The 11,521-nt window shown below is 41.0% G+C and carries 13 protein-coding genes and 1 tRNA gene; 1 reads left to right on the forward strand and 13 read right to left on the reverse strand.

Annotation, left to right across the window (positions count from 1 at the left end):
• Positions 1-2 precede the first annotated feature (2 nt).
• From ACSHXM_RS18770 to aspS, 13 genes are all read right to left on the reverse strand, one after another.
• A tRNA-Lys gene (locus ACSHXM_RS18770) sits at positions 3-75 on the reverse strand.
• Between the two features lie 167 nt (positions 76-242).
• Positions 243-992 carry a tol-pal system protein YbgF gene (ybgF, locus tag ACSHXM_RS18775; protein WP_435691370.1) on the reverse strand — a complete coding sequence of 250 codons (750 nt, stop codon included), beginning with the start codon at positions 990-992 and terminating at the stop codon, positions 243-245.
• A 13-nt stretch (positions 993-1,005) separates the two neighbouring features.
• Positions 1,006-1,566 (reverse strand): peptidoglycan-associated lipoprotein Pal, encoded by a 561-nt coding sequence (gene pal, locus ACSHXM_RS18780; protein ID WP_435691372.1) that lies wholly within the window; start codon positions 1,564-1,566, stop codon positions 1,006-1,008.
• Between the two features lie 44 nt (positions 1,567-1,610).
• A complete protein-coding gene (gene tolB / locus ACSHXM_RS18785; protein ID WP_435691394.1) occupies positions 1,611-2,975 on the reverse strand; it encodes a Tol-Pal system beta propeller repeat protein TolB in 1,365 nt (454 codons plus the stop codon).
• The gene (gene tolA / locus ACSHXM_RS18790; protein ID WP_435691374.1) at positions 2,969-3,865 is read right to left on the reverse strand and encodes a cell envelope integrity protein TolA; all 897 of its coding nucleotides are present in this window, start codon (positions 3,863-3,865) and stop codon (positions 2,969-2,971) included. Before tolA ends, tolB begins: the two co-directional genes overlap by 7 nt.
• Before the next feature lie 5 nt (positions 3,866-3,870).
• On the reverse strand, positions 3,871-4,299 hold the full coding sequence (gene tolR, locus ACSHXM_RS18795) for a protein TolR (RefSeq protein WP_435691376.1): 429 nt from the start codon (positions 4,297-4,299) through the stop codon (positions 3,871-3,873).
• Positions 4,300-4,302: 3 nt separating this feature from the next.
• Complete coding sequence (tolQ, locus tag ACSHXM_RS18800; protein WP_435691378.1) at positions 4,303-5,013, reverse strand: protein TolQ; 711 nt, start codon at positions 5,011-5,013, stop codon at positions 4,303-4,305.
• Positions 5,003-5,407, reverse strand: a complete 405-nt coding sequence (gene ybgC, locus ACSHXM_RS18805) for a tol-pal system-associated acyl-CoA thioesterase (RefSeq protein ID WP_435691380.1) — start codon at positions 5,405-5,407, stop codon at positions 5,003-5,005. The genes tolQ and ybgC overlap by 11 nt, the downstream gene beginning before the upstream one ends.
• An 872-nt stretch (positions 5,408-6,279) precedes the next feature.
• Positions 6,280-7,287 (reverse strand): Holliday junction branch migration DNA helicase RuvB, encoded by a 1,008-nt coding sequence (gene ruvB / locus ACSHXM_RS18810; RefSeq protein ID WP_435691382.1) that lies wholly within the window; start codon positions 7,285-7,287, stop codon positions 6,280-6,282.
• Between the two features lie 105 nt (positions 7,288-7,392).
• Complete coding sequence (ruvA, locus tag ACSHXM_RS18815) at positions 7,393-8,016, reverse strand: Holliday junction branch migration protein RuvA (RefSeq protein WP_435691384.1); 624 nt, start codon at positions 8,014-8,016, stop codon at positions 7,393-7,395.
• Positions 8,017-8,039: 23 nt separating this feature from the next.
• Positions 8,040-8,561, reverse strand: a complete 522-nt coding sequence (ruvC, locus tag ACSHXM_RS18820) for a crossover junction endodeoxyribonuclease RuvC (protein WP_435691386.1) — start codon at positions 8,559-8,561, stop codon at positions 8,040-8,042.
• A gap of 36 nt (positions 8,562-8,597) precedes the next feature.
• Positions 8,598-9,044 carry a dihydroneopterin triphosphate diphosphatase gene (nudB, locus tag ACSHXM_RS18825; RefSeq protein ID WP_435691388.1) on the reverse strand — a complete coding sequence of 149 codons (447 nt, stop codon included), beginning with the start codon at positions 9,042-9,044 and terminating at the stop codon, positions 8,598-8,600.
• Positions 9,045-9,056: 12 nt separating this feature from the next.
• Entirely contained in the window at positions 9,057-10,838 is a 1,782-nt protein-coding gene (aspS, locus tag ACSHXM_RS18830) for an aspartate--tRNA ligase (RefSeq protein WP_435691390.1), read from the reverse strand.
• Between the two features lie 208 nt (positions 10,839-11,046).
• On the opposite strand from aspS, the gene ACSHXM_RS18835 reads away from it, so the two are divergent.
• Positions 11,047-11,394, forward strand: a complete 348-nt coding sequence (locus ACSHXM_RS18835) for a lactoylglutathione lyase (protein WP_435691392.1) — start codon at positions 11,047-11,049, stop codon at positions 11,392-11,394.
• Positions 11,395-11,521: the final 127 nt, after the last annotated feature.

The raw sequence follows: 11,521 nt of genomic DNA on the forward strand, positions 1-11,521 counted from the left end.
GGTGGGTCGTGCTGGATTCGAACCAGCGACCAATTGATTAAAAGTCAACTGCTCTACCAGCTGAGCTAACGACCCTTTTTCTCTTCGCCTCACTGCGAAGGCGGCATATAATACTCAATTGAAATTTCAGTGCAAGTCTAAAAACCGATTATTTTAATTATTTAGACTGTTTGGCGAAAAAGCAGACAATACAGAGATTTAAGAACAGAAATAATGGTGTGGTATTCACACCATTATAACAATTACAATGATTCTATGCGTTTTGCTGCGAGTTTACTCGAAGAGGTATTTGGGAACTCCGCAATAACTTGCTCCCATAATTGTTTAGCTCGAGCGACATTTGCACGTTCCATTTCGGTGATGCCTAACTTCAATAACGCATCAGCTCTTTTTGTTGAATCAGGAAACTGACTAACCAAAGATTGAAACTGTTCACCCGCTCCTGCCCAATCTTGCTTATTGAACAATAACTGCCCTAACCAATATTTTGCATTGGGAATATAGTCAGAATTAGGAAAGTTTTGCAAAAACGCTTGAAACTCAGGAATCGCTTGGTCGTACAATTTATCTTTTAGGATTAAATTGACCGCCTTGTCATAGGCTTCGTTTTCATTACCAGACATAACGCTTGGTGTTTCAACCTGAGAAAGGTTTCCAGTATTAGCAACAAGCTTAGAAGGCACTGTCGTCATCACACTTTCAATTCGTTTATCAATTTCCAAATACAACTCTCTTTGACGTTCGAGAATCTTTTCTAATTGATAATTTTGAACTTCAATTGCGCCACGCAGTTCATTCACTTCGTTTTGAATGACATCGAGTTGTTCTTGTTGTCTATGTTGTGCATCGGTACGAGTTTTCAAGCGTCTTTCTATTTCATCAAGGCGTTGATCACTACTACTTGCAGTAACGTCTGTCACAGGCGCAGGAACCGCAATAACTGCGGTTCCATATAGCCCTAGCAAACATAGCGCTAAGGTGCGTTTTATCATATTAAGTTATCTATTACTGATAAACTAATACACCGCGACGGTTTTCAGCAAACGCCGCTTCTGTGTTATAGCTATTGATTGGTTTTTCTTCACCGTAAGAAACAACTGAAATTTGTGAAGCACTTACACCTGCGTTTAATAAATAAGTTCGAACTGATTTAGCACGAGACTCACCTAAAGCGATGTTGTATTCAGGCGTACCACGGCTATCACAGTGACCTTCTACAACAACAGATTGGTCAGAATGTTTTACCAAGAAAGCCGCGTGTTGATCTAACACGTTATAATACTTAGAACTAATAGAAGCACGATCGAAATCAAAATAAACCACTTGGTTATTTTGTAAGGCTTCTAGTTGTTGCTTCATTTCTTCAACAGGAGTTAACGTTTTACTGACTGAGCCAGTTTGAACTTGTGCATCTCTCGCTTCTTGAGCTTTACGATCCGCTTCAGCTTGTGCCGCAGCATTACGTGTTGCTTCTTGTTCAGCTTCTGAAGGGCCAGACGAACAAGCCACCATAGTTACAACTGGCAACGCGATTAGTAAGCCTTTAAAAATTTTGTTCAATTGCATTCTTCTATTCCTGTTTTTTTTCGAGTTCGATTTTAAAATTAAATTTAACGTAAAAATGGTGACCAATTAGGTGCTTTCACCTGGCCATCAACTGCTGGCAAAAGCGCTTTGAATCTGCCATCAAGTGACACCAAAGACAAAACTTGTTTGCCTTGATGCAATGTACTATAAATAATCATACTGCCATTAGGAGCAATACTTGGCGACTCATCTAAGTCAGTTTTGGTTAACACTTGCATATGCCCGTTAACCAAATCTTGGCGTGAAATATGATATTTTCCACGGGTTCGATTTACCATCACCATTTGTTTACCGTCGGGGGTAATTGTCGCTCCAAGATTCATTTCACCTTCAAAAGTCAAGCGACGAACCTTGCCTGTAGCTAAATTTACTCGATATATCTGTGGTTTACCACCCCGTTCTGAACTAAATATTAACGACTTACCATCTGGAGTCCAACTTGGTTCAGTATCTATGGCACGATTTTTGGTTATTCTGCGTAATTGTTTACTCGCAATGTTCATCACATACAACTCAGGATTGCCGTCTTTCGACAATACCATGGCTAGGTTTTTACCATCAGGTGAAAACTTTGGTGCACCGTTAATACCAGGGAAACTGGTCATTTGAGTCCTAATCTGAGTATAGATGTCTTGAACAAATATTTGTGGACGTTTATTTTCGAAACTCACGTAAGCCAATTTGCTGCCATCTGGAGACCAATTAGGCGACATTAACGGCTCTTTTGAACGCAACAGCACGGTTTCATTTGCACCATCATAGTCAGACACGACCATTTGGAAAGGCAATTCTGTGGTACCACGATCTCTTACTACAACATATGCCAGTCTGGTTAAGAACGCGCCTTTCTCACCTGTTAATTTTTCGTATACTGCATCACTAATTCTATGGGCATGTTGTCTAAAATCTTTGCCTCCAATAGTCATTTTGCTCACAGCTAATATGTGATCATTGCTAGCAACTAACTTTCCTTGGTTAAGAGCTTGATAATTACCACCGGTAATTTGGCCACGTAGAACGTCAATCAATTGATAAGACACACTGTAACGATCCGCACCAGTGGACTCTACCGAGCCAACTAAAACCGCCTCAACGCCTCTAGAAGACCATGCACTATAATCCACATCTTTATCAGATCCCGGAAACTGGGGCATACTCGAAGCCGGAATAGGATTAAACTTACCGCTGCGACGTAAATCTGCTGCAATCACATCCGTAATCTCAGCTGGCATAATGCCCGCTCCTTTCCACTTAAAAGGTACAACAGCAATAGGCCTGGAAGTATCTACACCTTCAGTGATCACAATTTCTAAAACAGCAAAGCTTTTAAAGCTAACTAATAGTGCCAAAAACGGCAATAACACATGTTTAATTTTCAAGTTTATAATTCCGGAGCAAAAGTAAAATTAATATTTCTCATTTTTTCATACACATCAGGCTCTGACGAGACTGGCAAAGTATCCGCTTTTAATATCGCAGTTTTACCTGCTCTGCATACTAAAGCATCACCACCCAACTCTTTAACCTGTATCACGAGTCCATTAGAAGCCAGTCGAATATTAAACCGACAAGACTTGCCTCGCATTACATCATCCACAATCATATTGCGTTGAATCACTTGTTTTATCATGGCTTCATATTTTTGAAGCTCAGTTAACACTTGTTTGTTTCTTCTTTGTTGACGTGCCGCTTGTTCTTCTTTTAATTGATCTTGTAAGGCTTTTTCTTGAGCCGCCTTTTCTTTTGCCTCTTGCTGCTTTTTACGCTCAGCGTCTTTACGGGCTTTTTCTGCTTTTTCCCGTTTCTCTTTGGCTTTTTTAGCTAAATCGTCGGCCTTTTTCTTTTCTCTCGCTTTACGTTTGCGCTCATCTTCAAGCTTTTTAGCCTTAGCTTTTTCTTTTTTTAGCTTTTCTCTGGCGGCAATGGCCGCTTGTTCAGCTTGTTTCTTGTCTTTTAATTCTTGGGCTTTTTTCTTTTTCAATGCCGCGGCATCGGCAATCTTCTTTTTGCGTTTATCTTCAACTTCTTTTTTACGACGCTCAATGTCTTTTAAACGTTTTTGTTCTTTAAGCCGCTCTTGTCTTTTTTCATTTTCGATTTTTTGTGCTTGTTTTTTTAGCACACTTTCGTCAATGGCAACCGCTTCAATAATAGGTCCGGGCATTGATAGTTCTGGCGTAGGTTTAGGATCCCGCAAACTTCCACCGATTAACAGCACGGTAACCAGAATTACATGCAATACAATTGAAAGAACCACCCAAACCGATAACTTTGACATACAAGCTAGTTCTCGGGAGGGGCGGTCATCAAACCAACAGAAGGCACACCAGCTCTTTGCAACAACACCATCAGTTGCACGACTTCACTGTAAGCTACCGCGCCATCACCTTTTACCACAACGGGCGTATCAGGCTCTTTTTGCAAGTGAGCAGCCACCAAAGTGGCTAAATCCACCGCAGAAATAGGTTCGTCTTGGGAATCGCCTACCGTTAAATAGTAAAGCCCTTCAGCATCAACCGAGGCTACCAATGGTGGTTTTGAATCTTCATCTAAAGGTTGGGCTTCAGCCTTTGGCAAATCAACATTCACCCCTTGGGTAATCAAAGGAGCGGTCACCATAAATATAATCAACAACACTAACATGACGTCTATGTATGGCACTACATTGATTTCAGAAACAGGACGGCGGCGCTTTCTAACGTAAGTACTCATAACCTAGCCTGCTTGTTGTGCAGTGCGAGCAGTATCTGCACTGGAAGCCAAGGCTTGTCTATGCAAAATACTCGAAAACTCTTCCATGAAATTACCGTAACTATTTTCAAGTTTTTCAACTCTATGACTAAAACGGTTGTAGGCGATAACGGCAGGGATAGCGGCAAATAAGCCCATAGCTGTAGCAATCAAGGCCTCAGCAATACCTGGTGCCACCATAGCTAAAGTCGCTTGTTGTTGGCCACCTAGTGCTACAAAAGAATTCATAATGCCCCACACTGTGCCAAATAAGCCAATGTAAGGACTAATTGAGCCAGTCGTAGCCAAAAAAGGTAAACGATTTTCTAGGCTATCTATTTCTCGTGATAAAGACACACGCATGGCTCTAGATGTGCCGTCAACTATGGCGTCGGCTGGCGTAGAAGCGCTTTTGCGTAATCGCACAAACTCTTTAAAACCTGCACTAAAAATACTGGCCATGCCTTGAATCGATTGACGAGCCGCTAATTCTTGATAAAAACGGTTTAGATCCACCCCAGACCAAAACTTATCTTCAAACTTTTTCATTTCTGCATTGGCGGCTTTTAGCACTCGACTACGTTCAAGTATAAACGCCCAAGACGTGACCGATGCAGCCACTAAAATCAACATTACCAACTGTACTAATAAGCTAGCTTCTAAAATTAAATCAACGAAAGATAATTCAGATGACACTTGAAAATTCCCCTAAAATTTTTTCGGGAATAGCTTGTGGTTTCATGTTCGATAAATTGACACAAGCTACTCTAATTAACGCACTGACCAGACGTTGTTCATCTGGACTTATTATTATTTGTTTGAATACCAAGCTAGCACGCTTTAATTCTACTATTTCAGATTCAATTCTCAATAGTTGATTAAACAGCGCAGGAGCATGATTATCCATTTCCACACGTTTGACGACAAAACCTATAGAATGTTCCAAAAGAATATCTTGTTCTACGCCTAAACTTCTTAACCACTCAGTTCTCGCCCGTTCAAAGAACTTTAAATAATTGGCGTAGAAAACAATTCCACCCGCGTCGGTGTCTTCGTAATAAACTCTTATCTCATGGCTATGCTGCATCATTTTATACATCTTTCCTTGGGGCTGTTGATCTTTGCTGTATATATTTTGTTCTAATTAAAAGCTTTTTAATCGAGGCGCAGCTTTGAAGGCCTAATGGATTAAGTCGATGAGCTGCAACAAAGAGTAAAAAGCTTTTAAGACGAATCCGTAGGACAGCGTTTGCCGGCATTTTTACTGCTTCAGCACTCATTCATGTAGAACAACTACACCACAATCGTGCTTCGTTGTATAAATACCATGCAACTCGCTGCAAAAACATACAGAAAAGATCAACAGCCCCTAGCAAGCTTAATCGCCACCCTTTATATATGAATGCTTATGCTACCAAACCTCTTTTATTTATCACCTTAATTTTGCTTAAATCACGGTGATTTTTTCATTATTTTCAAGATGATAGTTAAACACTAAACCTCCCCTGAAGCTAAACATCAATAAATACCAACTGAATACATATTCACCAAACTCAGCAAACAAACCAAAAAAAACGCAAGGAAATAACAATTAAATTAATCGTTCATTAATCAACCAATTAATTAAATTAATTATTATCAATAACTTAATTCAATATAAATTGCAAAAACCTTCAAAGAAATAGCACAAACAAAACCATACATTAGTTTTTATAATGAATAAGATAAATTTAAATAGCTTGTTTATACGAGGTATCTGGCTAGAATGCAGGGGTTTTCTGAGCAATCATCTAATTTTCACTGCCAAGTGGTAGAAATTGTATTAGTTTGTTTCAAATGAAATCTCCCTTTGAATAATCCCTGGAATTATTCCATTCAACACTAGTTGTTTCGCCCATATTTTTAATATGGGCTTTTTTTTGTCTAAAAAAAGTATATTGATCTGGTAGAAAGTTAAATGATCTAATCTGGTGAGTAATCCATACCAAAATGCAAGAATGCACGTTGTGAGGCGATACGCCCTCTTGGGGTACGTTGTAAAAAACCTTGTTGGATCAAAAAGGGTTCAATCACATCTTCAATTGTGTCACGTTCTTCACCTATGGCAGCCGCTAAGTTATCTAATCCCACTGGACCGCCCATAAATTTTTCAATAATGGCTAGCAGTAATTTACGATCCATGTAGTCAAAGCCTTCTTTGTCTACATCTAACATATCTAAAGCTTGGCTGGCAACGGTTTGGTTAATGCCACCATCGGCTTTAACCTCTGCAAAGTCGCGGACCCTGCGCAATAACCTGTTAGCAATTCTGGGGGTGCCACGTGAGCGACGAGCGATTTCAACAGCTCCTTCATCATCCATAGGTAAATCAAGGTAACTAGACGAACGTTTTACTATTTTGGTGAGATCTTTCACGCTGTAAAACTCTAAACGTTGCACTATGCCAAAACGATCACGCAGTGGCGAAGTTAACGAGCCTGCCCGAGTAGTGGCACCAATTAAGGTAAAAGGCGGTAACTCTAATTTGATTGACCGAGCCGCAGGCCCTTCACCTATCATAATGTCTAGTTGGTAGTCTTCCATGGCTGGATATAAAATTTCTTCTACAACCGGACTGAGCCGATGAATTTCATCAATAAAAAGTACGTCGTTTTCTTCTAGGTTGGTTAATAGCGCGGCCAAATCGCCGGCTTTTTCTAACACTGGACCCGAGGTGGTTTTAATATTCACCCCCATTTCATTGGCCACAATATTCGCTAGTGTGGTTTTACCTAAACCCGGTGGGCCAAATATTAATAAATGGTCGAGGGCATCTTGGCGTTTACGGGCAGCCTCGATGAATATTTCCATTTGCGAACACACATGTTGTTGCCCAGTATAATCGGCCAACATTTTAGGTCGAATGGCGCGATCTATCGCCTCATCTTCTGAACTAGCGGTAGGTTGAATAAGTCGGTCAGCTTCTATCATTTACATTTAAAGACTAGTGTTTTTTTATACAGTAACAGATATTAAACACATTGTCTGTATATCAAATAATCTGCGTTTAAAGTAAACGTAACGACGAAATTGGCATTACGCCATGGCCCGTAACGCTTCACGTATTAATTGTTCACTTTTCATGTCTTCGCTAAACACTGAGTTAATCACTTTACTTGCTATCGGCGGTTTATAACCTAAAGCAACCAGCGCACTTAATGCTTCTTCTTTGGCATCGGTGCGTTGCACAAAGGTGTTTTCTACCGGTAAATCTGGGGTGAGCTGTACGGTTTCTGCGTAGCCTTGTTCTTTGGCGAGTTTGCTTAAGCGGTCACGCATCTCTATCACTAGGCGTTCTGCGGTTTTTTTACCTACACCGGGTAATTTGGTTAATGCGGTGACATCTTCCATACTCACACATTGCATGAATTGTTCGGCGTTCATACCCGACAATATAGTTAGTGCTAACTTTGGCCCCACACCGCTGGCTTTAATGAGCTCACGAAATACCGCTCGTTCTTTTTTGTTGGCAAAACCAAATAATAATTGAGCATCTTCACGAGTCACAAGGTGAATACACACGTAGGCTTCTTGGCCGACTTCGGGTAATTCATAAAAGCTGGTCATGGGGACTTGTACTTCGTACCCCACCCCACCGGCTTCGATTAACACTTCGGGTGGTTGTTTTTCTAGAACTATACCCCGTAGGCTTCCAATCATTAGATGTCCTTAAATTTGGTAAATTAGCGCAGCCTGCCGCGCACTGTTTTAGACGCTTGCCCAGACATTTTAATTAAACTTTGTTGGGTATGAGTGTGACACAAGGCCACAGCTAATGCATCGGCGGCATCGGCCTGGGGTGTGGCACCTAGTTTTAATAAATAGGTAACCATATGTTGTACTTGAGATTTATCTGCCCCGCCCTTGCCTACCACAGATTGTTTAATTTGACGGGCCGAATACTCAGCCACAGGCAAATCAAAGGTGGTGGCAGCCACAATCGCCGCGCCTCTTGCTTGACCTAATTTTAAGGCCGAGTCTGGATTCTTTGCCATAAACACTTGTTCGATAGCAAATTCGGTAGGTTGATATTGCTGAATGATTTCACTCACGCCATCAAAAATTTGTTTCAGCCTAGGGGCGAGTTCAGTGCCTTGCACTCGAATACAGCCACTTCCCACGTATTGTGAATTATTGCCGACTTTTTTAATCACCCCATATCCAGTAATACGGGAGCCGGGATCTATGCCTAATATAATGGACATTGACACCATCCTTTCGACAAACAAGTAGGATTACTTTTATTCAACATTGGGCACGAACAACTTGATGGCTTCTCGATTGGTATCAGACCAGACTTTTTCCATGGCTTGTTCTTTGTCTAACCACAGAAAAGCAGAATGTTCTGTGAGTATAACCTCATGGTGATCATCTACCTCTACTGCAAATACATATTCAGTATTAAACGGGGTATTAGGTGGATACCTGTGTTGCCACATGGCTCGAATCGGATAAGTGTTGGTTTGTTGGCAATCGCGCACTTGGTACTGATGCTTCTGAGTATCAATTCCGGTTTCTTCTAACACTTCTCTGATTGAAGTTTGAATGGGTAATTCATCTTGCTCTAAGGTACCGGTCACAGACTGCCAAAATTCTGGGTCGTCATTCCTTTGCATCACTAAGACCTGCCCAGACCGATTATAGACTACGGTCAAGGCAGATTGAGGGATTCGATAGTTAGTAGTCATTGATAAGAAAGATTAATCAGCGTCCTTTTCTGCTTCTTTTTTCTCAATTACCGTTTTCACCGACAGTTCTTTTAACTGTTCTGGATTAGCTTCACCCGGCGCATTGGTTAATGGACACGCTGCAGTGGTGGTTTTAGGGAAAGCCATCACATCACGAATAGACGTGGCACCTGTCATTAACATCACTAAACGATCTAAACCAAAAGCTAAACCAGCATGAGGCGGCGCACCAAACTTTAGGGCCTCTAACAAGAAGCCAAATTTCACTTCAGCTTCTTCATCACTTATGCCTAACAATTGGAACACTTTAGCTTGCATGTCTTGGTTATGGATACGAACCGAACCACCGCCTAACTCACAGCCATTTAGCACCATGTCATAAGCATTTGACAATGCGCCTGCAGGGTTTGCGGCTAATTCGTCTGGCGTCATGTCACGTGGTGCAGTAAACGGATGATGTAGAGCGTGGAACTGGCCATCCACTTCTTCAAACATTGGGAAGTCAACCACCCATAAAGGTCTCCACTCGCCTTCTAACAACTCTAGGTCTTCACCTAATTTCAAACGTAGTGCACCTAAAGCTTCGGTGACAACTGTATTGGTGTCGGCACCAAATAACAAAATGTCGCCGCTTTGTGCACCGCTTCGCTCAACTATACCTTTAGCCACGTCTTCATTTAAAAATTTAAGGATAGGAGACTGCAAACCTTCCATGCCTGCATCAAGATCGTTGATCTTCATCCAAGCCAAACCTTTAGCACCATAAATACCAACAAACTTGCCGTAGTCGTCTATTTGTTTACGAGACAACTTAGCACCACCTGGCACACGAATAACCGCTACACGGCCTTTTTCGTCATTGGCAGGGCCTGAGAAAACTTTGAATTCTACGTCTTTTAGTAAATCAGCCACATCAGTTAGTTCTAATGGGTTACGTAGATCAGGTTTGTCACTACCAAAACGACGCATGGCATCGGCATAGGTCATACTTGGGAAGTCACCCAAGTCAACGTTCAGCATCTTTTGGAATAAATCACGAACCAAACCTTCGGTAATCGACATCACGCCTTCGGCATCGAGGAAAGTGGTTTCAATATCAATTTGGGTAAATTCTGGTTGGCGGTCAGCACGTAAATCTTCGTCTCGGAAACATTTAACGATTTGGTAATAACGATCCATCCCCGACATCATCAACAATTGTTTAAACAACTGAGGAGACTGTGGTAATGCAAAAAATTGACCTTTGTGAGTACGACTTGGTACTAAATAATCCCTGGCACCTTCGGGCGTGGCTTTTGTCAAAATAGGCGTTTCGATATCTAAGAAACCGTCAGTTTCTAAATAACTACGTACTGCGCTGGTGACTTTTGCTCTGAATTTTAGACGATCGCTCATCAAAGGACGACGCAGATCTAAATAACGAAATTTTAAACGCTGTTCTTCAGAGTTTTCTTGATTCCAATCTAAAGGTAAAGGAGCGGCTTTATTGAGTATAGTCAGAGACTTACCTAAGATTTCAATTTCACCGGTAGACATGTCTGGGTTAATTTGGCCTGCTGGTCTGGCACGCACTAGTCCTGTTAGCTGCACACAAAATTCATTACGTAAGCTATTAGCAATATCAAATACATCCTCTAAATCAGGATCGAATACCACTTGAACGATACCTTCACGATCTCTTAGATCAAGAAATATCACGCCACCTAAATCACGGCTACGGTTTACCCAACCGCACAAAGTAACTGTTTGTCCGACATAAGAAGAATTGATGTTGCCACAATAATCTGTGCGCATGAAAAACGACCTCTACAAAAACATAAATAATGATGAAAATTAAGGCCGCGTAGTATATACCTAAACCCTTAATTCAAGCTATGCCTAGGACTTAAATTCTCTATTTAAATTGTTGATCCAAGGTTAATTCGATTTTTAATAGCGACACAAAGATTAAAAATGTGAAAAGATAAGCCAGTTCCTCTTTCCAATTATTTTGGTAAACCAGATGAAAGTTCAAGACATAAGACCCTTTTTACCCAGCAAACACTTTGAAGAATCAAAAGCCTTTTATCAGTCTTTAGGCTTTACCATGGATACGACTTCACAAGAATTAGTCATTATGCAAAATGGTAGTTGCACATTTTTTCTACACAACGGCAACGGTGAAACAGACAACAAGGGGTTGATGTTTCAATTATGTGTTGAAGATATCAAGGAATGTTTTACACAAATATCGACAATGCATCCATTGCCCAAATTTGAACCTATCAAACACGAACCCTGGGGTAAAGTATTGTACTTGTGGGGCCCAGATGGTGAGTTATGGCACATTACCCAATTAGCTCACAGATAGACTGTAAACCTGCGGTCTTATCAAAAATCAGCGCACAAATAAAATTCTAAGCACAAAAAAACGGCCTCAAATGAGGCCGTTTTTTATGGTCGATACATTACCAAAATAAAGTATCCACCTCCATGTT

Origin of the sequence: Paraglaciecola sp., from assembly GCF_051252315.1 — a bacterium.
Lineage (GTDB): Bacteria > Pseudomonadota > Gammaproteobacteria > Enterobacterales > Alteromonadaceae > Paraglaciecola.

Excerpts from the sequence above, each read along its gene's own strand:
- aspS (WP_435691390.1), bottom strand. The coding sequence starts at position 10,838 with ATGCGCACAGATTATTGTGGCAACATCAATTCTTCTTATGTCGGACAA.
- ruvA (WP_435691384.1), bottom strand. The coding sequence starts at position 8,016 with ATGATTGGAAGCCTACGGGGTATAGTTCTAGAAAAACAACCACCCGAA.
- ruvC (WP_435691386.1), bottom strand. The coding sequence starts at position 8,561 with ATGTCCATTATATTAGGCATAGATCCCGGCTCCCGTATTACTGGATAT.
- nudB (WP_435691388.1), bottom strand. The coding sequence starts at position 9,044 with ATGACTACTAACTATCGAATCCCTCAATCTGCCTTGACCGTAGTCTAT.
- ruvB (WP_435691382.1), bottom strand. The coding sequence starts at position 7,287 with ATGATAGAAGCTGACCGACTTATTCAACCTACCGCTAGTTCAGAAGAT.
- ybgF (WP_435691370.1), bottom strand. The coding sequence starts at position 992 with ATGATAAAACGCACCTTAGCGCTATGTTTGCTAGGGCTATATGGAACC.
- ACSHXM_RS18835 (WP_435691392.1), top strand. The coding sequence starts at position 11,047 with ATGAAAGTTCAAGACATAAGACCCTTTTTACCCAGCAAACACTTTGAA.
- tolR (WP_435691376.1), bottom strand. The coding sequence starts at position 4,299 with ATGAGTACTTACGTTAGAAAGCGCCGCCGTCCTGTTTCTGAAATCAAT.
- ybgC (WP_435691380.1), bottom strand. The coding sequence starts at position 5,407 with ATGATGCAGCATAGCCATGAGATAAGAGTTTATTACGAAGACACCGAC.
- pal (WP_435691372.1), bottom strand. The coding sequence starts at position 1,566 with ATGCAATTGAACAAAATTTTTAAAGGCTTACTAATCGCGTTGCCAGTT.
- tolA (WP_435691374.1), bottom strand. The coding sequence starts at position 3,865 with ATGTCAAAGTTATCGGTTTGGGTGGTTCTTTCAATTGTATTGCATGTA.